Origin of the sequence: Pantoea sp. OVA07A (genome assembly GCF_019969975.1) — a bacterium.
Lineage (GTDB): Bacteria > Pseudomonadota > Gammaproteobacteria > Enterobacterales > Enterobacteriaceae > Pantoea > Pantoea agglomerans.
In genome coordinates this window covers 1,017,803-1,039,842 of sequence record NZ_JAHXYM010000001.1, presented here as the reverse complement: position 1 = coordinate 1,039,842, position 22,040 = coordinate 1,017,803, and the positions used below count along the sequence as shown (strand labels likewise).

23 protein-coding genes are annotated in these 22,040 nt (G+C 55.5%); 11 read left to right on the top strand and 12 right to left on the bottom strand.

The annotated features are described in order from the left end of the window. The first annotated feature begins 65 nt into the window (after window positions 1-65). Both LC417_RS04950 and LC417_RS04945 read left to right on the top strand, forming a co-directional pair. Entirely contained in the window at window positions 66-1,601 is a 1,536-nt protein-coding gene (locus LC417_RS04950; protein WP_308116932.1) for a PAS domain S-box protein, read from the top strand. Then, window positions 1,598-2,239, top strand: coding sequence for a response regulator transcription factor (locus LC417_RS04945; protein ID WP_010245888.1), 642 nt, complete (start codon window positions 1,598-1,600; stop codon window positions 2,237-2,239). The genes LC417_RS04950 and LC417_RS04945 overlap by 4 nt, the downstream gene beginning before the upstream one ends. Before the next feature lie 196 nt (window positions 2,240-2,435). On the opposite strand, the gene ychF is transcribed toward LC417_RS04945, so the two are convergent. Continuing rightward, on the bottom strand, window positions 2,436-3,527 hold the full coding sequence (gene ychF, locus LC417_RS04940) for a redox-regulated ATPase YchF (protein ID WP_010245885.1): 1,092 nt from the start codon (window positions 3,525-3,527) through the stop codon (window positions 2,436-2,438). A 108-nt stretch (window positions 3,528-3,635) separates the two neighbouring features. After that, window positions 3,636-4,223, bottom strand: coding sequence for an aminoacyl-tRNA hydrolase (gene pth / locus LC417_RS04935; protein ID WP_062757497.1), 588 nt, complete (start codon window positions 4,221-4,223; stop codon window positions 3,636-3,638). A 255-nt stretch (window positions 4,224-4,478) separates the two neighbouring features. Between pth and ychH the strand changes: the two genes are divergently transcribed. After that, window positions 4,479-4,754 (top strand): stress-induced protein YchH, encoded by a 276-nt coding sequence (gene ychH, locus LC417_RS04930; RefSeq protein WP_010245880.1) that lies wholly within the window; start codon window positions 4,479-4,481, stop codon window positions 4,752-4,754. Here ychH and LC417_RS04925 read toward each other — a convergent pair. The 4 genes from LC417_RS04925 to lolB all read right to left on the bottom strand — a co-directional run bounded on the left by LC417_RS04925 (window position 4,751) and on the right by lolB (window position 8,678). Then, the gene (locus LC417_RS04925) at window positions 4,751-5,902 is read right to left on the bottom strand and encodes a GGDEF domain-containing protein (RefSeq protein WP_010245877.1); all 1,152 of its coding nucleotides are present in this window, start codon (window positions 5,900-5,902) and stop codon (window positions 4,751-4,753) included. The genes ychH and LC417_RS04925 overlap by 4 nt on opposite strands. Window positions 5,903-6,116: 214 nt before the next feature. Beyond that, window positions 6,117-7,064 carry a ribose-phosphate diphosphokinase gene (gene prs / locus LC417_RS04920; protein ID WP_010245874.1) on the bottom strand — a complete coding sequence of 316 codons (948 nt, stop codon included), beginning with the start codon at window positions 7,062-7,064 and terminating at the stop codon, window positions 6,117-6,119. Window positions 7,065-7,200: 136 nt separating this feature from the next. After that, a complete protein-coding gene (gene ispE, locus LC417_RS04915) occupies window positions 7,201-8,058 on the bottom strand; it encodes a 4-(cytidine 5'-diphospho)-2-C-methyl-D-erythritol kinase (RefSeq protein WP_158149375.1) in 858 nt (285 codons plus the stop codon). Beyond that, window positions 8,055-8,678 carry a lipoprotein insertase outer membrane protein LolB gene (gene lolB, locus LC417_RS04910; protein ID WP_187484114.1) on the bottom strand — a complete coding sequence of 208 codons (624 nt, stop codon included), beginning with the start codon at window positions 8,676-8,678 and terminating at the stop codon, window positions 8,055-8,057. Before lolB ends, ispE begins: the two co-directional genes overlap by 4 nt. Before the next feature lie 216 nt (window positions 8,679-8,894). Here lolB and hemA point away from each other — a divergent pair, with 216 nt between their 5' ends. The 6 genes from hemA to kdsA are packed head-to-tail and all read left to right on the top strand — an operon-like array spanning window position 8,895 to window position 14,216. Continuing rightward, a complete protein-coding gene (gene hemA / locus LC417_RS04905; RefSeq protein WP_010669985.1) occupies window positions 8,895-10,151 on the top strand; it encodes a glutamyl-tRNA reductase in 1,257 nt (418 codons plus the stop codon). 42 nt (window positions 10,152-10,193) lie between these two features. Continuing rightward, a complete protein-coding gene (gene prfA / locus LC417_RS04900) occupies window positions 10,194-11,276 on the top strand; it encodes a peptide chain release factor 1 (protein ID WP_010245863.1) in 1,083 nt (360 codons plus the stop codon). Beyond that, the gene (gene prmC / locus LC417_RS04895) at window positions 11,276-12,109 is read left to right on the top strand and encodes a peptide chain release factor N(5)-glutamine methyltransferase (protein WP_223565551.1); all 834 of its coding nucleotides are present in this window, start codon (window positions 11,276-11,278) and stop codon (window positions 12,107-12,109) included. Before prfA ends, prmC begins: the two co-directional genes overlap by 1 nt. Before the next feature lie 23 nt (window positions 12,110-12,132). Then, entirely contained in the window at window positions 12,133-12,525 is a 393-nt protein-coding gene (locus LC417_RS04890) for a SirB2 family protein (protein WP_061901503.1), read from the top strand. A 1-nt stretch (window position 12,526) separates the two neighbouring features. Further along, complete coding sequence (gene sirB1 / locus LC417_RS04885; RefSeq protein ID WP_010669988.1) at window positions 12,527-13,336, top strand: invasion regulator SirB1; 810 nt, start codon at window positions 12,527-12,529, stop codon at window positions 13,334-13,336. Between the two features lie 25 nt (window positions 13,337-13,361). Beyond that, on the top strand, window positions 13,362-14,216 hold the full coding sequence (gene kdsA / locus LC417_RS04880) for a 3-deoxy-8-phosphooctulonate synthase (RefSeq protein ID WP_010669989.1): 855 nt from the start codon (window positions 13,362-13,364) through the stop codon (window positions 14,214-14,216). A gap of 60 nt (window positions 14,217-14,276) precedes the next feature. On the opposite strand, the gene chaA is transcribed toward kdsA, so the two are convergent. Beyond that, window positions 14,277-15,368, bottom strand: coding sequence for a sodium-potassium/proton antiporter ChaA (gene chaA, locus LC417_RS04875; protein WP_010669990.1), 1,092 nt, complete (start codon window positions 15,366-15,368; stop codon window positions 14,277-14,279). A gap of 373 nt (window positions 15,369-15,741) precedes the next feature. On the opposite strand from chaA, the gene chaB reads away from it, so the two are divergent. Beyond that, a complete protein-coding gene (chaB, locus tag LC417_RS04870; protein WP_223565550.1) occupies window positions 15,742-15,972 on the top strand; it encodes a putative cation transport regulator ChaB in 231 nt (76 codons plus the stop codon). Window positions 15,973-16,198: 226 nt separating this feature from the next. After that, on the top strand, window positions 16,199-16,873 hold the full coding sequence (locus LC417_RS04865) for a gamma-glutamylcyclotransferase (protein ID WP_164480396.1): 675 nt from the start codon (window positions 16,199-16,201) through the stop codon (window positions 16,871-16,873). A gap of 73 nt (window positions 16,874-16,946) precedes the next feature. Here the strand turns inward: LC417_RS04865 and LC417_RS04860 are convergent, their stop codons facing one another. The 5 genes from LC417_RS04860 to tagF are packed head-to-tail and all read right to left on the bottom strand — an operon-like array spanning window position 16,947 to window position 22,031. Next, a complete protein-coding gene (locus LC417_RS04860; RefSeq protein WP_052271723.1) occupies window positions 16,947-18,374 on the bottom strand; it encodes a serine/threonine-protein kinase in 1,428 nt (475 codons plus the stop codon). Window positions 18,375-18,418: 44 nt separating this feature from the next. Then, a complete protein-coding gene (locus LC417_RS04855) occupies window positions 18,419-19,372 on the bottom strand; it encodes a hypothetical protein (RefSeq protein ID WP_223565549.1) in 954 nt (317 codons plus the stop codon). Between the two features lie 14 nt (window positions 19,373-19,386). Next, complete coding sequence (locus tag LC417_RS04850) at window positions 19,387-20,163, bottom strand: PP2C family serine/threonine-protein phosphatase (protein WP_010669994.1); 777 nt, start codon at window positions 20,161-20,163, stop codon at window positions 19,387-19,389. Continuing rightward, a complete protein-coding gene (gene tagH, locus LC417_RS04845; protein WP_010669995.1) occupies window positions 20,160-21,296 on the bottom strand; it encodes a type VI secretion system-associated FHA domain protein TagH in 1,137 nt (378 codons plus the stop codon). Before tagH ends, LC417_RS04850 begins: the two co-directional genes overlap by 4 nt. A gap of 36 nt (window positions 21,297-21,332) precedes the next feature. After that, a complete protein-coding gene (gene tagF / locus LC417_RS04840) occupies window positions 21,333-22,031 on the bottom strand; it encodes a type VI secretion system-associated protein TagF (RefSeq protein ID WP_010245828.1) in 699 nt (232 codons plus the stop codon). Between the last annotated feature and the right edge of the window lie 9 nt (window positions 22,032-22,040).

The window sequence follows — 22,040 nt, the reverse complement described above, 5'->3', positions numbered from 1 at the left end:
TATGGGCCTGCGAAAAATGGCAATTTAACTGCTAAGCTTATCAGCTCGTTAATATTTAGCGGGTTATGACTATCATGCCGTCGGAACGTTATTCTCTGCGGCTTGATAAATCCGTGGAGGGAATAATGCTTTTACAGGGTGTATCTGACCAGAATGACAATGACAAAACTACTATCACCGGTTTATCAAATATTGCCTTAAACAAAATTCATGATGCGATATATTTGATAGACAGCCAGCTGCATATCAAATATGTCAATGAAAAGGCTTGCCAGTTGACGGGATATTCCCGCGAGGCATTTTCGCAGCTCAGCTTTGACATCATTGATAAAGAACTGCGCGACAATGATGTTTTTGCCCTGTGGTGGAAACTCAGTACCCGCCCTGAAGGGATACAATTCACTTCACATCATACCGGCCGGCATAACGTTTTTCCCGTAGAAGTGAGTTGTAGCGGATATCACCAGGATGGTGAGCTGCATATCTTATGCATTGTGCGCGATATGCATGAAATTCGCCGGCAAAAAGAGCAGCAGCAACTTCGGGAAAAACAGCTGCATCAGGTAGTGGAAAATTCTCCCGACCTCATTTTACGGTTTGATTTGCAGACCCGCTGCCTCTATGCCAACCTGGCGGTCCGCAGCTGGTTTACTCTTAGCGAAAACGATATCAGTCGGGTGCCGCTGACTGAAAGCGTGCAGCGCGGGGGGATTGGACTGAGCCTGTTTAAGCTGGTCTCACGCACGATGGTTGATGAGAAAGTGGCCGAAGATGAGCTGGTGGTAAAGCATCAGGGTGATAAACGCACCCTGCATGTGCGCTGCGTGCCGGAATATGATTTACAGGGCGGGCTGGTTAGCGTGCTGGCGGTTGGGCGCGATATCACTGCAATCCGCAAGACCGAAGAGGAGTTGCGGCAGTTAACTCATAATCTCGAGCGGGCGCGGGAAGCGGAAAAAAAACAGCTGGCGCGTGATATTCATGACGAGCTGGGCCAGCATTTAACCGCTCTGCGTACAGGGTTGTCGCTGCTGGCGATGCGTAAAGATCAGCCTGTCGATGCGCAGCAGGCAAAAATTCAGCAGCTGATGGTGCATCTGGACAGCACGATTCAGGTGGTACGGGATGTCTCGACCCGCCTGCGGCCTAACGTTCTCAATCTTGGTTTAATTCCGGCGCTGGAATGGTTGCGCGATCAGTTTATAAAAAACAATGGAATCCGCTGCATTTTACTGGCACCTGATGAACATACCGTGGTGCTGGATGAAGCGACGCTGACGGCGGCGTTTCGCGTGGTACAGGAGTCTCTCACCAATGTCGTCCGCCATGCCAGAGCCAGCAATGTTTATATCTTCGTCAAACTCACGCCGGATGCGCTGCTCATCGAAGTTGTCGATAACGGTAAAGGTTTTCATCTGAATCGAGTGAAGAAAGGGACGTGTGGGCTGCACGGCATCAGGGAGCGAGGACGCATGCTAAATGGAGAAGCGACCATCGATAGTACACCTGGTAAAGGGACCCGGGTTAAACTGAAATTCCCCCTCTCTGTAAGCGCTAAATCAGTCGCATCCTGTCCGAAAACCGGGAGTATTAACCGATGAGTAAATGCATACGTCTGATGATTGCCGACGATCATGCCATTATGCGCGAGGGCCTGAAGCAAATTTTTGCTCTTGATGACAATATCGACGTGGTATGCGAAGCATCGGATAGCGGCCAGGTGCTGGAGCGCCTGCGTCAGCACGAAGTCGATCTGCTGCTACTCGATATTTCGATGCCTGGCATGAGCGGAGAAGATCTGATTACCCGCCTGATGCCTCTATATCCCCGGCTGCGCATTCTGGTATTGAGTATGTACAACGAACCGCAAATTACCCGGCGGGTGTTAAATAATGGTGCGCTGGGCTATATCACCAAAGACAAGTCGCCGGATGTTTTACTCAAAGCGATTCGTACCGTGGCGCAGGGATCACGCTATATCGATCACGATCTGGCACAGGAGATTATCTTCTCCGACTACCAGAGCAATAATCGTGCGCCTCATGAGAGCCTGACGATGCGCGAACGGCAAATCATGATCATGCTGGCCCACGGGGAGTCGATTAATGCGATAGCCGATGCGCTCTCCATCAGTAATAAAACCGTCAGCACCTATAAATCACGCATGATGAAGCGAATGAAATTTACCAATAATGCCCATATCGTGAAATATTCCCTGCAGCATAACCTGGTGCAATAACGTCTTAAGGCTCCGCCTGATAAGCCTCGGGCGGGGTCGATCTGAAAGTGTTTTGCAGCACGGCTAATGGGAAGGACGTGTCCGCCTGAATTTTACCCCGACCGCATAATAAAAAATCCACGCCATGGCGTGGATTTTAGGGAGTCTGTCAGACTTCATGGTTTTGATGTAACCCCCATGAGACAACAATCTTTAATCAGACGTTGAACAGGAAGTTCATCACATCGCCATCTTTCACGATGTACTCTTTACCTTCTGAACGCATCTTGCCGGCTTCTTTAGCACCTTGCTCGCCTTTATAAGCGATGAAATCTTCAAACGCGATGGTCTGGGCGCGGATAAAGCCTTTCTCGAAGTCAGTGTGGATTTTACCGGCTGCCTGCGGAGCTGTCGCGCCAACCGGGATGGTCCAGGCACGTACTTCTTTTACGCCAGCAGTGAAGTAGGTCTGCAGGTTCAGCAGGGAGTAACCGGCGCGGATAACGCGGTTCAGGCCTGGCTCTTCCAGTCCCAGCTCTGCCATGAACTCGTCACGGTCTTCATCTTCCAGCTCAGCAATGTCCGACTCAACGGCGGCGCACACTGGCACCACGACTGAACCTTCCGCTTCGGCGATAGCGCGCACCTGATCCAGGTACGGGTTGTTCTCGAAACCATCTTCATTGACGTTAGCTATGTACATGGTAGGTTTCAGAGTCAGGAAGCTCAGATAGCGGATTGCCGCTTTGTCGTCCTCATCCAGATTCAGTGAACGCAGCATGCCCGCTTCAGAAAGATGCGGCAGACACTTCTCCAGCGCAGCCAGCTCAGCCTTAGCATCTTTGTCGCCGCCTTTGGCTTTCTTCTGCACGCGCTGAATCGCGCGTTCACAGGTTTCAAGATCGGACAGCGCCAGCTCGGTGTTGATCACATCAATATCTTCAGCCGGGTTCACTTTACCCGCCACGTGGATGATGTTGTCGTTTTCAAAGCAGCGCACCACGTGGCCGATCGCTTCGGTTTCACGGATGTTGGTCAGGAACTGGTTGCCCAGACCTTCACCTTTTGACGCGCCTTTTACCAGACCGGCGATATCGACGAATTCCATGGTAGTCGGCACCACGCGCTGCGGCTTAACAATCTCAGAAAGCTGGTCGAGACGCAGGTCAGGCATCGGCACCACGCCCGTGTTTGGCTCAATGGTGCAGAAGGGGAAGTTAGCCGCTTCGATGCCCGCTTTAGTCAGCGCGTTAAACAGAGTGGATTTACCGACGTTCGGCAGGCCCACGATACCGCATTTGAATCCCATGGTTTGATACCCTTTATAACTGGATGGACAGTGCGCCAGAAGGCGGACTGTCGGAGACGAATTGAAAAATTTCGCGCATTATACACGGAATCACGACGATTCGGGCGTTTAAGCAGGCTTGAAGGCGTGCAGCCGGTTCATCGCCTTGATACGATCCTCTTTCAGCCACAGTTCGGTGCAGCGCGCCGCCTCATCAATGGCATCATCAATCAGCTTCTGCTCACTGGCGGGCGGCTTGCCCAGCACAAATCCGGTCACCTTGTTGCGATCGCCGGGATGTCCGATACCGATGCGCAGCCGATGGAAATTGTTGTTGTTGCCCATTTTGCTGATGATATCTTTCAGCCCGTTATGGCCGCCATGCCCGCCGCCCTGCTTGAACTTCGCCACGCCGGGTGGCAGATCGAGTTCATCATGCGCCACCAGGATCTCTTCTGGCGCGATGCGATAAAAGGTCGCCATCGCCGCCACGGCTTTCCCGCTCAGGTTCATAAAGGTGGTCGGCACCAGCAGGCGCACATCCTCTCCGGCTATCGCAAGGCGCGCGGTATAGCCATAGAATTTGCCTTCCTCTTTCAGTGACTGATTGTGGCGCTCAGCCAGTAAATCCAGATACCAGGCACCCGCATTGTGGCGCGTGGCGGCATATTCAGCGCCTGGATTGGCTAGGCCCACAATCAGTTTAATGCTGCTCACAATGATTATCCTGCTGTTATCGCGAAAGGGCGTTAGTTTACTTCGCCACGGGCGAGATGACAAAGTACAAGCATCGAAATGGTTCATGACGGTGATTAATCATTTTCTATCGAAATCAACAGGCTGCAATCAGGGCCAGTTAATTATTTATGGCTGATGTGTGATCCAGTCCGCAACGTTATCTTCACCCATTGCCTAAGCTTATGGCACTTAACATTGTGTGCGGTTATTGACTCATATGGATGGAGGTGCAGCATGAAACATCAACACTGCCGCGTAGCGGGTAACAGCTTGATGGTACTGGGATTAGTCACAATGGTGCTGGGCGTGGGTTTCTCAATTATGAACCAGCTTCCCTCGCTTGATCTGCCAGATGCGCTGGCGCAGGGCGCAATCTTAGGCATCTTTGTTGGTGCAATGATGTGGCTGGTCGGGGCGGGTCTGAGTGGTCGTGAAAAGGTTGAAGATCGTTATTACTGGCATCGTCACTATGACAAACGTTGTCGCCGGTCGCACAATTCTCACCATTAACTGATGCCAGCAGTGACCGGATGCTGCGCGATGCGGTTCCGGCCGCTGGCCTTGGCGTGATAGAGCGCTTTATCCGCCAGTGCGAGTAAATCGTCAAAACCCTGCTGCTGATGTGTGACCGTGGCAAACCCAATGCTGACCGAATAGGCAATTGAATTGGGTTGTGACGCACAGACCTCCCGCCGAATCGTCTCGCACCAGGCCTCTGCCTCTGTTGCCGCCGCCGGAATTATTGCCGCAAACTCCTCTCCACCCAGTCGCGCAAAACGCCCCTCAGCCGGTATCAATCCTCTGACGATGTCGCAAAAGTGAATCAATATCTGGTCGCCCTGTTGATGACCATACCGATCATTAATGCTCTTAAAATGATCCAGATCGAACAGAATCGCGCTAAACGGCCGGTTCTGACGACGGCATCGCACCACAATCTTCTCTGCTTCATTAAATAAAGCCCGACGATTCCAGACGCTGGTCAGAGGATCGTGCATTGAGGCATGTTTTAAGACTGACTGCATCCGTTCATTCACCATGGCCAGGATAGTAAATGTCAGACCGATGACAAACAGAATCGATTCCAGGATGACGTAAATCGAGAAGTTTGATCCGCCAATGGCGCCAGGCAGCGTGCTGGGAATCGCGCTGTCCAGAAACAGGCGAGCCAGGTGAAACAGCAGATGGATCCACAGCAGCAACTGCGCAGGCCAGAAGGTCACCTTTAGCGTGGCACGCGCCAGCCAGACCAGCTGGATCAGTGCGGCGGTATAGGCGATGCAGGCGATGCAGAGCACCAGCACCCGTTTGGGTAAGCTGTAATAGAATGCCGGGAAACAGCAGAGGAGTGCCCAGAGCAGGGCGCCCAACAGCCAGTGAGTGCCGATGGGCTTGCCGCAGAAGCGCCGGAACGCATTTAACAATCCGCCGTAAGCCAGCATCACTAAAACGTTACCCACTGCAACGGGCAGGAAATGCAGGCCACTGCTGCGCAGGCTACTTAAGAATACGGCAATCAGGGTAAAAACCAGCGACAGGCAGGTGAAGCCGAGAACGCGATCATATTGCGATCCGATCCAGGCAAAAAACATGATGATGCTCAGAAACCCCAGCACATAAAGCTCGCAAACAAATAACGTATAGATATCCAGGCTCATGGCGGTCAGGGTTCTTATGAAAAGTGCGCTGCAAATTACCACTTAACGGCACAGGGCAGAAGCGGGGAACGCGGCGTTTTATCAAAAGAGTGGGTGGCGTTGAAAACAGGCGATTTTGGGGAAATTTATCGCGAAAATATCAGAAAAAGAAGCGCGTTAATCGGGCGCCCGGCAGGCATAAAAAAACCGGGCACAGGGCCCGGTTCCGCGAAGATTAATGCTCGAACATTGCCGAGATTGACTCTTCGTTACTGATGCGGCGAATGGCTTCGGCCAGCATGCCAGATAAGGTCAGCGTGCGCACATTCGGCAGTGACTTAATCTCCTGAGAGAGTGGGATGGTATCGCAGACGATTACCTGGTCGAGCACAGATTTACGCAGGTTTTCAACCGCATTGCCGGAGAAGATCGGGTGGGTCGCGTAAGCAAATACGCGTTTAGCACCACGCTCTTTCAGCGCTTCAGCCGCTTTGCACAGCGTGCCGCCGGTGTCGATCATGTCGTCGACCAGCACGCAGTCGCGGCCAGCAACGTCACCAATGATGTGCATCACCTGAGAAACGTTCGCGCGAGGGCGGCGTTTATCGATGATGGCCATATCAGTGTCGTTCAGCAGTTTAGCGATAGCACGGGCACGTACTACGCCACCAATATCGGGAGAAACAACAATCGGGTTTTCCAGACCGATCTGCATCATATCTTCCAGCAGGATCGGACTGCCAAATACGTTATCAACCGGGACGTCGAAGAAGCCCTGGATCTGCTCGGCGTGCAGGTCAACCGTCAGAACACGGTCAACACCGACGCTGGAAAGGAAGTCTGCCACTACTTTAGCGGTGATAGGTACACGCGCGGAACGCACGCGGCGATCCTGACGGGCATAACCAAAGTAGGGGATGACTGCGGTAATACGACCAGCAGAAGCACGACGCAGCGCGTCGACCATCACAACCAGTTCCATCAGATTATCGTTGGTGGGGGCACAGGTGGACTGGATGATGAAAATATCACCACCGCGTACATTTTCGTTGATCTGTACGCTCACTTCACCATCACTGAAACGTCCTACAGCGGCGTCTCCCAGGCTGGTGTAAAGGCGGTTGGCAATACGTTGTGCTAGTTCCGGGGTGGCGTTACCAGCAAATAGCTTCATATCAGGCACGAGAAGAACCTCAGGCTTTGCGTCCAGAGAATGAACGGCATGACTGTAACCGGCGCGTACGGTCATGTGCGTTCACACGGGTGTGTTGATGCGAAACGTGCAGTGTCCGGAACGTGGTGACACTGTCACGCATTCGCTAATCGCCTCGCAGGGTACGCTGTAGCGGCGAAACATTTACGCCCCGGGCTACAAATGCGCGTACCCCATTCGGGGCAAGCTCCAGCACCTGGCGGGCAGCAGACTCGGTGTCGAACTCAGCAAACACACAAGCGCCCGTGCCAGTCAGGCGTGACGGCGCGTATTCTAGCAGCCAGGAAACAAGCTCATCAACCTCACGAAAACGTTTTCTTACCACTGCTTCACAATCATTGGTGAAGGGTGATGCTAAAAGCGTCGATAAACTGCGCGATGGAGTATCTCGCGTCAGTTCGGGGTCGTTGAATACTACTGGGGTGCTGATATTCACGCCGGGATGGGCGACAAGATACCACTTTTCTTCCGGCTCTGCGGGATGAAGTTGTTCACCCACACCCTGGGCGAAGGCCGCGAAGCCCTGGACAAACACCGGCACATCCGCGCCCAGCTTCACGCCCATCGCCGCCAGCTCATCCGGCGTGAAGCCGGTTTGCCACAGATGATTCAGCGCCACCAGCACGGTTGCCGCATCAGAGGAGCCGCCACCGAGACCGCCACCCATGGGCAGGTTTTTCTCAACGGCAATCTGCGCGCCCGCGTGAGCGGACAGGCGGTGGTTATCCTGCGCCGCCTGTTTCAGCATGTTTGCGGCGCGGACAATCAGGTTATCCGCATCCGCAACGCCTGCCACGGGCGTTAACAGTGTAATCGAGCCGCTTTGATCGACAGTAATCTGCAACTGGTCACCGTAATCAAGAAACTGAAACAGCGTCTGCAGGTTGTGATAGCCGTCGGGACGACGGCCGGTGATGTAGAGAAAAAGATTCAGTTTTGCCGGGGCAGGCCAGTGGGTGATCATTGAACGGTCCAGCCGTCCATACGCAGTTTAATCCGCTGGTCACCCTCTTTCAGCTCCAGGCTCGAAGGCAGCGGCGGGGTGACTTTGCTGTCGTAGCCCGCAATAGTGACCTGCCAGTTCTGACCGTCGCGGCTGTAGTTCAGGCTGCTCAGCTGATAGCTCTCGTTGAGCTGATAGTCGGTGGCATCGCCTGGCAGACCCATCATCCACTGGCGCAGATTCGCCAGCGGAATGTTCATGCCGGTCAGCTGCGAAATCATTTTCTGCGCATCGTTGCTGACATAACGCTTGCCTTTGTTATCGACGATCTGTACCACCGAGCCCTGCGCATCCAGCTGCAGTTCGGTGCTGCCCAGCGGATTGGTCAGCAGCAGGCGATAGCGATCGGGCGCGGTCTGCTGCCAGTTGAAGCGGGCATAGACTTTCTGCTTGTCAGAAAGATAGGCAAAGGCGCCGCGGGTCTGATAGTGCGTGACCTTTGAGACCGCCTGCTGATGCTGTTGCCACTGTGGCGCGGTAACGCTGGGGCCCGGGCCTTGCGGTTTGTTGACGCTACAGGCTGCCAGCAGCACGCTGGCAAGGGGCAAAAGGCGCAACAGATTGCGTGGTGAATTAAGCATCAAGTGGTCATCTCCTCGGACACATTTATTATTCGTAACGGATAACGCTAACCGTCCCGGTTTTAACCGTCAATGCTGTTATGCAGCAAATTGAGCACGATCGGGTTAATCTTATTACAGTCATAGGCTTTGTATGGCTTTTCTTGATCTGCCGCATCTTGTAGAATGCGCCTCACAAAACCCTGACATTATTGGGACATCCCAACCAAAACCGCTATGACGCTGCTCGCTCTCGGAATCAATCACAAGACAGCCCCCATTGCTCTGCGCGAACGCGTCTCGTTCGGGCCGGAGACGCTTGAGCAGGCGTTAAACAGCCTGTTATCACAGCCAATGGTGCAGAGCGGCGTGGTGTTGTCCACCTGTAACCGGACTGAACTCTACCTGAGTGTAGAGCAGCAGGCCGACTTACAGGCGCGTCTGGTGAGCTGGTTATGCAATTATCATCAGCTGGATGAAGAGGATGTGCGAAACAGCCTCTACTGGCATCAGGATAACGAGGCGGTCAGCCACCTGATGCGCGTCGCCAGCGGACTCGACTCACTGGTGCTGGGCGAACCGCAAATCCTCGGTCAGGTGAAAAAAGCCTTTGCCGACTCCTCACGCGGTCAGGCGCTGAGCAGTGAACTGGAACGCATGTTCCAGAAAACCTTCTCGGTTGCCAAACGCGTGCGTACGGAAACCGATATCGGTGCCAACGCGGTGTCGGTGGCGTTTGCCGCCTGTACGCTGGCCCGTCAGATCTTCGAATCGCTCTCCTCCGTCAATGTCTTGCTGGTTGGCGCAGGTGAGACCATTGAGCTGGTGGCGCGTCATCTGCGTGAACATCAGGTCAAAAATCTGATCATCGCCAACCGTACCCGCGAACGCGCCGAAACGCTGGCGTCGGAAGTGGGTGCAGAGGTGATTACCCTGGCGGAGATCGACGCCCGTCTGGCAGAAGCCGACATTATTATCTCGTCAACCTCCAGTCCGCTACCGATTATCGGTAAGGGGATGATGGAGCGCGCGCTGAAAGCGCGACGTAACAAGCCAATGCTGCTGGTCGACATTGCAGTTCCGCGCGACGTAGAGCCGGAAGTGGGCGACCTGCCTAACGCCTATCTCTACAGCGTGGATGACCTGCAGGCGATCATCGAGCAGAACCTGGCGCAGCGCAAAGCGGCCGCGGTTCAGGCCGAAAGCATCGTGGTTCAGGAAAGCAGCGAATTCATGGCGTGGCTGCGCTCACAGGGCGCGGTGAATACGATCCGTGAATATCGTTCTCAGGCGGAAGAGATCCGCGCTGAGCTGGAAGGCCGTGCGCTGCAGGCGCTGCAGCAGGGTGCCGATCCGCAGAAAGTCATGCAGGAACTGGCGCACAAGCTGACCAACCGTTTAATACACGCTCCAACCAAATCACTTCAGCAGGCCGCCCGCGACGGCGATAATGAACGCCTGCAGATTTTACGCGACAGCCTGGGTCTCGATTAGGCACACCGCTGTCGCCACCTGTTACGGGAATCCCACATTTAAATGAAAACCTCTATAGTTGCCAAACTGGAAGCCCTGCAGGAGCGCCACGAAGAAGTGGAAGCGATGCTGGGCGATGCAGGCGTGATCGCCGATCAGGAGCGTTTCCGTGCGCTGTCACGCGAATATGCTCAGCTGACCGATGTGACCCGTTGCTTCCGCGACTGGCAGCAGGTGCAGGAAGATATCGAAACCGCGCAGCAGATGCTCGACGATCCTGAAATGCGTGACATGGCGCAGGAAGAGTTACAGGAAGCGCGTGAGAAGAGTGACGTGCTGGAGCAGCAGTTGCAGGTTCTGTTGCTGCCGAAAGATCCGGATGATGAGCGCGCCTGTTTTATCGAAGTGCGCGCCGGAACCGGCGGCGATGAAGCGGCGATTTTCGCCGGCGATCTCTTCCGCATGTACAGCCGCTATGCCGAAGCGCGTCGCTGGCGCGTGGAGATCATCAGCGCCAACGAAGGCGAGCATGGCGGTTACAAAGAAGTGATTGCCCGCGTCACCGGCGAAGGTGCCTATGGACGCCTGAAGTTTGAGTCAGGCGGCCATCGCGTGCAGCGCGTGCCGGAGACCGAATCCCAGGGCCGCATTCATACCTCAGCCTGTACCGTTGCCGTGATGCCGGAAATCCCGGAAGCGGAACTGCCGGAAATCAATGCGGGCGATCTGAAGATCGATACTTTCCGCTCATCCGGCGCAGGCGGTCAGCACGTTAACACCACCGACTCTGCTATTCGTATTACCCACCTGCCAACCGGTATCGTGGTGGAGTGTCAGGACGAACGTTCACAGCATAAAAACAAAGCCAAAGCGCTGGCGGTGCTGGGCTCGCGTATTCATGCTGCAGAGATGGCCCGCCGTCACGCCGCCGAAGCCAGTACCCGACGCAACCTGCTGGGCAGCGGCGATCGTTCTGACCGTAACCGCACCTACAACTTCCCGCAGGGCCGCGTGACCGATCACCGGATCAACCTGACCATCTACCGTCTGGATGAAGTGATGGAAGGAAAACTCGACAGCCTGATTGAGCCGATTGTTCAGGAGTACCAGGCCGATCAGCTGGCGGCGCTGGCTGGTCAGGATTAATGGATATTCGTCACTGGCTGAAACAGGCGGTCGCCACGCTGTGCGGTGGTGACAGTCCGAAGCGTGACGCAGAGATCCTGTTAGGTTTTGTGACCGGCAAATCACGTAGCTGGTTAATCGCCTTTGATGAAACGGTGCTCAGCGACGAACAGCTGACGCAGCTGGATAGCCTGCTGGCGCGTCGCGCCCGCGGTGAGCCGGTGGCGCATCTGGTGGGCGAGCGCGAGTTCTGGTCGCTGCCATTGCGCGTCAATGACGCCACGCTGATCCCGCGCCCGGATACCGAACTGCTGGTTGAACAGGCGCTGGCACATCTGCCTGCGACACCGGCAACCATTCTGGACATGGGCACCGGCACCGGAGCGATTGCGCTGGCGCTGGCCAGCGAGCGTCCCGATTGTCAGGTCACCGGCGTGGATCGCATTGAAGCCGCCGTTGAACTGGCAAGCAGTAATGCGCAGCAGCTCAGCCTCACCAATACCACCTTTCTGCTCAGTCACTGGTTCCAGGCGCTGACGCCACAGCGCTTTACCCTCATTGTCAGCAACCCACCCTATATAGATGCCAGCGATGTTCATCTGGAGCAGGGCGATGTGCGTTTTGAACCGCGCAGCGCGCTGGTGGCGGATGAAGCGGGACTGGCGGATCTGCGCACGCTGATCGAGCAGGCACCCACGTGGCTGCTGCCGGGTGGCTGGCTGCTGCTGGAACATGGCTGGCAGCAGGGCGAGGCGGTGGCCACGCTGATGCGGCAAAAAGGCTATCATGCCGTGGAAACCGTCGATGATTACGGTGGCAATCCGCGTGTGACCTTAGGTCAGCTCCCTTCATAAAAGCGCTTTGAAAAGGATTCATGATGTTCGCCTTTTATCCCCTGATTAAAAATCTGCACATCTTAACGGTGGTGCTTACCGTGACGCTGTTCCTGTTGCGGTTTTACTGGCTGCGCCGTGGATCGGCAATGATGACGAAACGCTGGGTGCGCATCCTGCCGCATGCTAACGACACCCTGTTACTGCTGACCGGCGTCTCGCTGGTGATGATTACCCACTTCTATCCCTTCACACCGCAAGGAAGCTGGCTGACGGAGAAGCTTTTAGCGGTTATCATCTACATCGCCTTAGGATTTGTGGCATTGAGTCGCCGTCCACGCACTGATCGCACCCGCTGGATCGCTTTTCTGGTAGCGTTAATCGCCCTGGTGGCCATCATTAAGCTGGCGCTGACCAAAATGCCGTTATGGGGATAGCATGACCTCGACCGAACAATTAGATTTCAGCCAGACACCGCTGTGTGAAGCGGTGATTGGTGCCACGCTTGCCATCCGCGCCGATTTCCCGGCGTTGTCGGTGGAAGCACAACTTGCGGCGTTAGTCGCTGAAGCACGTGACTATGTCAGCCATACCGAAGATGCTGACATGCAGCTCGAAAAGCTGCTGGAGCTGTTCTATCGTCAGTGGGGATTTTGCGGTGCCAGTGGCGTCTACAATCTTTCTGATGCCCTCTGGATCGATAATGTGCTGAAGACCCGTCGGGGCACGGCGGTGTCACTGGGCGTTATCCTGCTGCACATCGCCGCCGAGCTGGAACTGCCGCTGATGCCGGTGATCTTCCCGACGCAGCTGATTCTGCGCGCCGACTGGATTGATGGCGATAAGTGGATGATCAACCCGTTTAATGGGGAAACGCTTGACCGGCACACGCTGGAAGTGTGGCTCAAAGGCAATATCAGCCCGACAGCGCGTCTGTATGACGACGATCTCGACGAAGCCAAAACCGTCACCGTGATGCGCAAGATGCTCGACACGCTGAAAGCGGCGTTGATGGAAGAGAAGAAGATGGAGTTGGCGCTGAACGTCAGTCAGGTGCTGTTACGTATCGATCCTGACGATCCCTACGAAATCCGCGATCGCGGTTTGATCTACGCGCAGCTGGAGTGCGAACATATCGCCCTGAATGATTTAACGTACTTCGTTGAGCAGTGTCCTGAAGACCCGGTCAGCGAAATGATCAAAGTTCAGATTCACGCAATCGAACAAAAACAGGTCACGCTGCACTAAGCGGACCCACTGAAAAGGAAAGGGCATGACACAGAAAGTCGTGAGTATTGGCGATATCAAAGTTGCAAACGATCTGCCATTTGTGCTGTTTGGCGGGATGAACGTACTGGAGTCGCGCGACCTGGCGATGCGCATCTGCGAACACTACGTTACCGTCACCAGTAAGCTTGGTATTCCTTACGTATTCAAAGCGTCATTTGATAAAGCGAACCGCTCCTCTATTCACTCCTATCGTGGCCCAGGCCTGGAAGAGGGGATGAAGATTTTCCAGGAGCTGAAGCAGGCTTTCGGCGTCAAAATTATCACGGATGTGCATGAAGCGTCCCAGGCGCAGCCGGTCTCTGAAGTGGTTGATGTGATCCAGCTGCCCGCGTTTCTGGCGCGTCAGACTGACCTGGTGGAAGCGATGGCGAAAACCGGCGCGGTGATCAACGTCAAGAAACCCCAGTTCGTCAGCCCGGGTCAGATGGGCAACATCGTTGATAAGTTCGCTGAAGGTGGCAACGAGCAGGTCATCCTGTGCGATCGCGGCAGCAATTTCGGCTACGACAATCTGGTTGTCGACATGCTCGGCTTTAACGTGATGAAGAAAGTCACCAAAAACAGCCCGGTGATTTTCGATGTCACCCATGCGCTGCAGACGCGCGATCCGTTTGGCGCAGCATCAGGCGGTCGTCGTGCTCAGGTGGCTGAGCTGGCGCGTGCCGGTATGGCGGTCGGCATTGCCGGTCTGTTTATCGAAGCGCACCCGGATCCTGAACACGCCCTGTGTGACGGCCCGTCCGCGTTGCCGCTGGATAAGCTGGAGCCATTCCTGGTGCAGATGAAAGCGATTGACGATCTGGTGAAAAGCTTCCCGGAACTCGATACCAGCAAATAAGTTTGCTGCAAAAAAAAGAGCGATGATTCGCTCTTTTTTTTCGCCTGAAGACGGGTGACGTTACAGCATGATGGTCATCAGATAACCGATAAACAACGCCAGATGCGCGGCTCCATTCAGTACATTTGTGCGTCCGGTCGAGAAGGAGAGCTGACAGAGAATCAGCGACGCCATCATAATCACCATCTGTGGCGGCTCCAGACCAAATATCAGCTCCTGTCCGGTCAGGGTGGCGATAATGGTTACCGCCGGTACCGTGAGTGAGATGGTCGCCAGCACTGAACCAAAGAAGAGGTTCATGGCGCGCTGCACCTGATTCATCAGCACGGCCCTGATCGCCCCCAGGCCTTCCGGTGAGAGGATCAGCAGGGCCACCAGGAAACCGGTAAACTGTGCCGGTGCATTCAGATCCGTCAGCAGGCTTTCCAGCGTATTAGCATTCATCTTGGTCACGGCAATGACCGCAATCAGATGCACGATCAGCCAGCTGGTATGCCAGAAGCTGCTGTGGGCAGACGGTTTACCATGATGCGGGTCGCCATCATCGCTCTCATCTTCATGCTCATAGACAAACAGGCTCTGGTGGGTTTTGGTCTGAATCAGCAGGAACACGCCATACATCGCCGCTGAAATCGCCGCGATCAGCAGTGCCTGAGTAACAGAGAAATTTCCACCCGGCAGGGCGTTGGGAAACACCAGCACCAGAATCGCCAGGGGAAAGATAGCGATTAAATATTGCTTCACGCCCGCCAGATTCACGTATTGCGTCGCAAACTTATTACCGCCCAGCAGCAGCGCAAAGCCAACCAGTCCACCGGTAACAATCATTACGATCGAATAGAGCGTATCGCGCATCAGCCCGGGTGCGGCATCGCCGGTCGCCATCAGCGCCGAGATCAGGCTCACCTCCAGAATCACCACGGACAGACTCAGGATCAGAGAGCCATAGGGCTCGCCCAGCCGGTGCGCCAGCACGTCGGCATGCCGTACAACGCTAAAGGCGCTGCTCAGAATGGCAACCAGCGCCACTAAGTTGATACCGACTACAATCGGAAATGATGTGGTTGCACCAAAAAAATAGAGTATACCCAGCGTGATAAGGGGAAGTATCAGCGAGAATTCCTTGTGACGTGTTTTTTCATGTGAAGGCATTCACCATCCTCTCTGGTTAATGATTATCCGGACACAGCGAGTGCTGCTGTTAGAAATATAATCAGTTTTAGGGCAGGGCGCAGTTTATCTTTTCACCGGTCCGAACGGGAAAAATTTACTGCTTTTTACTTAAATGCAATAAATGGTCGAAGCGGTATTAACCTGAAGTTATCTCAAATATTGCAATATTAATCAGGCCACAACAATTTCTCTTTACCCATCTATCTGACCGTAGAATGCCGGAAAATCTGCTTATCATTGTAACTTGTGTGGCCTGTTTCTGATTTTTAATTTGAAGGGGAGATAAGTGGCTGTTTGTATTTTTGTTGTGTTGCGCCAGGCTTAACAGGAATCCATAAACTGAGGAGCTGTTATGCCTTACTCTAAACGAACCGACTTACCTGACAACGTAAAACACGTGCTTCCCGCGCATGCGCAGGATATCTATCAGCAGGCATTTAACAGCGCGTGGGAAGAATATAAAGAGGCTAAGGATCGACGCGGCGTTGATTCGCGGGAAGAGGTGGCGCACAAAGTCGCCTGGGCAGCCGTAAAAAAAGAGTATGAGAAAGGTGATGACGATAAGTGGCATCCTAAACGTTAACGCCGTCGCTAGCCTGTTCACGCCAAAGGGCCAGGATTATCTGGCCCTTTTTTTCATCTTCGCTATAAGGTTTATCTGGTTTTTTTTAACCTGCGACCGGAATCACGCTTGTAACCCCGCGCGGAAATAGATTAATGTCAATTTGATGAACGAAACGCAGCGCCGTTTTGGAGATCATGTTACAGGAGCCATTCTGCAGGACGCCGTTGATGTTGAGGAGGTCGCATTGCTTACCCGGGAATTTCTATTAAAAGCGGATTGTAAAACGTCGTTCGGGGATATCGAAGAGGCGTTGCTCTGGAGTTGCGAGCAGCGCGCGGCCTCGCTGGCAGCCACGCTGGCCTGTCGTCCCGATCACAGCCCGGTATGGATCTTTGGTTACGGCTCGCTGATGTGGAACCCGATTTTTGAGGCGGATGAAGTGGCGTCCGGTTCGCTGGAGGGCTGGCACCGTGCTTTCTGCCTGCGGCTGATTGCCGGACGTGGCACCGCCACGCATCCCGGTCGCATGCTGGCGCTGAAGCAGGGCGGCAGAACCACGGGTCTGGCGTTTCGTCTGCCGGAAGAGCGGCTGCATGAAGAGCTGGCGCTGCTGTGGAAGCGTGAGATGATCACCGGCTGCTATCTTCCAACCTGGTGTGAATTACAGCTGGAGGATGGTCGCAGCGTCACTGCGCTGACCTTTATTATGGATCCGCGTCATCCGCTGTATGAATCGGACTCCTGCCCGGAGGCGATTGCGCCATTGATTGCTGCGGCCAGTGGCCCGCTGGGCTCGAATGCGCAATATCTGTTTGCTCTGGAAGAGGAGCTGACCCGGCGCGGCATGGAGGAGGAGAGTCTGAGCCGGCTGGCCCATCAGGTGCGAACACTTCAGCAAGCCTGTCTGAAGCAGGCCTGAACCGGGGCATAAGCAGAGTAAAAGGGCGCGACAGTGTCGCGCCCTTTTACGATCCGGCTGCGGGTTACCGGGCTTAGTTACCCGGATTAATCAGCCAGGTACCGGGTTTATCGATGGTCAGGGATTGTGTGTGCGTCTCACTGCCATTCTTAACGTCAATTTTGTACTGTCCCGCCGCCAGATTCAGTGCGGCAAATCCGCTGCTGCCCGGTTTTACCTCAACCGGCTGTCCGTTAAGCACCACACTTTCACCGCTCTCCAGCTTAAGATAGACGGTCGCCAGCGCGGCCGGAACGGCAGCGGCTGACGGAATCGATGCGGGCGCCTGCGTCATGGCTGAGCTATTGTTAACCACTTCCGGTGTGGCACTGTGGCGATTCGCCAGCCAGATGGCGACAACCACGGCCAGAATAGCCACGGCAGCCAGGCCCAGCAATCCAGGCGACAGTTTACGCACCGTGCGCGGCGTCACCGGCTCGGCGGACGCGGCGGCATGATTCATCGCCATTACCACCGGCGCAGAAGCCTCAACCGGCTCCTCGACCGGCAGAGCAGGCGGCTCGCCCGGCACCGGGAAGCTGTTTACCACCGCTTCCACATCACTGACCGGCAGATCAATCAACGCGGCAAAGGCATCAATCGTTTGTGGGCGATCGCCTGGCTTCATTGCCAGCGCGCAGTCAATGGCATGCAGCAGCGGCAGTGAGTAGCCTTCTGGCTGGCGTTCCACCAGCGGCTGATAATTATCTTCAATGCAGCGCACCACGCTGACCGGCGGCGGATTACCGGTAATCAGGTTATGCAGCACCGCGCCCAGGGCGTAGATATCGGTCCACGGCCCCTGTTCAACTTCACCCTCTTCGCTGTACTGCTCAATCGGCGCAAAGCCAGGTTTAAGCATGATTTCCGTTTCGTCAGAGAGGTTGCCAATCTCCTTGCGCGCCGAGCCAAAATCGAGCAGAACCGGCAGCTGGTTCTCCTGAATCTGAATATTGTCGAGCGAGATATCGCGATGCAGATAGCCGGCCTGATGGATGGTGCTGATGGCACCCAACAGCGGCGGCAGCAGGCGGCGGATCCAGGCTTCAGTGATCGACGCCGGGCTGGTTACCTGCCACTCTTTCAGCGTCATACCACTGTAGTAGAGCGTGCCCATATAGGCTGTGCCGTTCTGCTCCCAGAAGCGCAGCACGTGCAGCAGTCCCGGATGGTTAAAGCGGGCCAGCAGACGCGCTTCCTGAATAAAGCTGGTGAGCCCGGCATTAAACAGCTTCTGGAAACGCTCACCGCGCAGCTCCAGCGTTAAGTCGGCGGCACGGACTGCCAGCGACACCGGCATGTACTCTTTGATTGCAATAGTGCGTTCAAGCTGGTGATCCCACGCGCGATAGACGATGCCGAAGCCGCCGCCTCCGATCACTTCCTTGATCTCAAACTCATTGAAACGGTATCCGTCAGGCAGGGCATTCGGAACGGTTTTCGGATTATCATTTGCCGACATAGTGAACTCTCTGTACACGGCCTGCTCGCCAGGCTGCGCGGTAATTAATTGATGTTACGCCAGGCACCAATGGCAGGATCAACCAGATCCGCGTGCAGGGTGTCGATGAGTAACACATTCACTTTTTGCTGTGGCATGAAATAGGGCGCCCAGTGGCTGCGCAACGTATCAACTCGCGATTTCACAGCGTCAGCATCCTGCTGCGCAGCATTCTTATCCATCTTTATCAACAGGGCACCATTGAAGCGCCAGGCATGTTGTTTGGCATCAAAGGGCAGCACCAGCCAGCTATCATTCGCATCCGGGCGTGTCACAATCATGCGCTGATTGTTCGCGGCGATAACCTCCAGCTTGCTGTCCGGGATCGTCAGATTGGCGATGGGATAGCCCTGATAAAAGGTGACTGCCACCGGCGTTGGGTAGTCAGGGGTCGCCAGCATCAGCTCACTTTTGCCTTCTGCCCAGCCATCAGGTGAGCACTGCTGCTTGCTGACATCCGGGATAAACAGGGTCTGGGCATTTTCATCCCAGGCGGTGCGAAAATGGCAGCCGCTGGGGAGATCAAAATGTTGCAGCGGCGTGCTGTTGGCGGGCCGAGACAGGTCAAGCGGTGCAGCATTACTCTCACTGGCGCTGGCGGTGGCATCTGCCATCACGATAGGACGCCAGTTCTGCAGCTTACTGGCGCTGCCGCTGGCCAGTACGCCACCCTCTTTACTGGTCATCTGCCAGGGCAGCTCGTCCAGTAATCCGCACTGATTAGCGAGCAGGGTGCCGACGCGCGGTAAAAAGGTGGTCAGCACCGCCGAATCCTTACTTTTGCCGGAGACGATGCGCAGTGGCAGCGTCTCTTTGCACCAGTCGTCAGGCGCTTTACTCACCACATTATCGATATAGACCTCCAGCGCCAGGCTGGGGGAGTAGACAACCCGATAATTTTCAGCCTGGGCGTGAAAGGCAATCAGCAGGGTGATGATGCCGGGCAACCACAGTTTCATAAGGATCCTTGGAATCAAAAACGAGGCGGCAGAAAGCGCGCCGAATCAGCCAGTGAATAGAGCAGCGTTGCCTCCTCCGGCTCACCAATCCAGACCGCCAGTGCGCTGAGATTATCTTTCTTAACGTTGCGGCTCACCGCCTGTTCCATCAGAGCCAGCCATTCTTCGCAGGCATTCACCATGCGCAGCGCCTGTTCCATTTCATGACTGGCCAGATTCAGCCAGAAGCCATCAGTGCAGACCAGAAACGCGTCGCCATCCTCCAGCGCAATCTCCTGCGAAAAGCTTACTAAGCGAGGCGGTTCAGCGCCGAGCGCATTATAGAGTAAATTACTGTTAATGCCGGTATTTTCATAGCCCGCTTCTTTCAGCTGCTGGGCCAGACTGTGATCGCGAGTGACCTCATGAAGCACGCCGCGGCGGAAGTGGTAAACCCGGCTGTCACCGGCATGCGCCCACCATGCGCGCTGTTTTTCGCGGTCGATAAACAGGGCCGCCAGCGTGGTGCTCATGCGTGAATATTTCGGATTTTTACCCTGTGCCTCATGCAGCGCTAAGCGGCACTGTTCAATCGCCTGATGGGTTATCTCCGGCGTCAGGTCGGCGTGCGCCTGTAACTGGCTCAGCAGGGTGTCACGCACCAGCTGTGCCGCCATCTCGCCGCCGGGCAGACCGGCCACGCCATCGCAGACCACAAAGCAGGCTTTACGCTCATCCAGCTCTGCGCCGGTGCGATCCTGATTCTCATCGCGTAGCCCCTGCTGGCAGCGGCTGGCAAAAACGATTTTCATGGTTCATCTACCCGCGTCTGAGAGTCCTTATACTGATTCACCTCCATGTCATAGGCATGGAGAAAGGCCTCGCCAAACAGCGTATGGAAATCATCTTCGATCTCTCCGGCCGTACGCTGATAATTACGGGTGAAGTAGTCCCACAGCGCCGCCTTCTTCATGGCGGAAAAGGGCATTTTTGACACCACGCCATCGGCACGCGCCTGCTCCTCCAGCCGCTGCGGATTAAAGGATTGCAGCATCGCCGCAATAATGGCGCGGATACCGGCAATCATCCCCAGCTGGTGGGCCTGCAAATCGACCAGGGCATCGCGTACCGCCTGTTCCGGCGGCATAAACCCGGGCATCTGGCTCTGGTACATCTGCATCAGCACGGTTTTGCCAGAGGGCAGGATCTTGAACGGATTGTTGGCCTCATTCAGGATCATCGTCATGTCCGCTTTGACACCACGCTTGAGAATGGATCGCGAAGAGAGCAGCGCGACGGTGCCCTGGGAAAAGAGGCTCAGCATCCGGCCAGTAATGCGCATCTGCTCTTCATCCACCGGCGTGGCGTGACCGTTGCTCAGCCCCATCCCCTCCAGCAGTGCGGCGATCAGCCGATCCTGATCCACCGGCTGCGCCGTCAGCGCCCGACGCGGTTCGCTGGCCTGGGGGTCGATAGCCAGTCGCGCATCGTTGTGGCGCTCGTGGCGTGAGGGCGTGGCCTCACTGACCAGCAGCCGGTCCTCAACCTCATGATGTTCGTGAATGCCCAGCGGATTTGCGGGCTGAGCGCTGTCGCCAGCAAACAGCGCCAGCGGATCGCTCTGCGTGTCGTGGCAGGCGGGGTCTCGTACTTCCAGCGCATAGTCACCGATGCGCAACGCATCGCCATGCTTCAGCACGACCTGCATGCCGCGACCCAGGGTAATGCCGTTATGCTCCACCGGGGTCACGCTGCCCTGGTTCGTCAGACGGCACTCTCCGTCATGCGACAGGTGAACCAGCGCCTGCAGACGCGAAATGGCCCGAGTCTCATCTGGCAGCACCAGATCGTTGTCCTGACTGCGGCCAATGGTGCCGCCAGGCGGTTGAAACGCGACGCTTCTGACCGGAACATCCGTAGTGCATTGCACAATGGTAAATTGCATGAGTTATCCCAGATTGAACGGCAAACGCTTCCGGCCTCACTCGAACATCGGAGGATAGAGGCCATTACGTCCCGGCTGTGAACCTGCCGCCGGGTTAAACAGTAACGAAAACAGTTGCGCGGTGAGGTTGCCGCTGTGCTTGTGGGTCGCGTGGGCAAAACCATCACTGCGATTACTCCACCAGTAGCTCATATGCTGCTGAGGGTCGAAACGTTCAGCCACTTCACGCCAGCTCAGCGTGCAGGGCAGATCCTGAAAACCGATCACATCCATGATTTCAGAGGGCTTCCTGGCCGGCACCAGCAGCGGTGGCAAAGCCTGTATCTGCTGCTCTAACTGCTCGCCGTTCAGCGGTGTCTGAACCGCCCGTAACAGTGTCGCGCCCAGATCCTGAAACCAGTCGCCGGAAATGGTCAGCTGAGCAGGATGCCACTGAGCCAGCGTGAAGCTGTGCAGGGCCAGCAGAGGCCAGGCGCGTCCGACGCGGTCACAGGAGGGCAGCAGACAGCCCATCTGTATCTGCGGTCGGGTCGCGGTAACCGGCAGCACAAAGTTCCACACCGGCGCGTGGAGAAAGTCCGCGCTGTAGGAATACGCCTGCTGATGCCAGTGCATTAATCCCTGCTGGAACCAGTGATTCCACGGGCTAATCTGTTGCTCGCTCAGTCGATGGTGCAGAAAGTCACCGGTCGACGGCAGCTTGCCATACCAGCCGGGGGCCGTGTAAGCAGCCATGTTCACCTC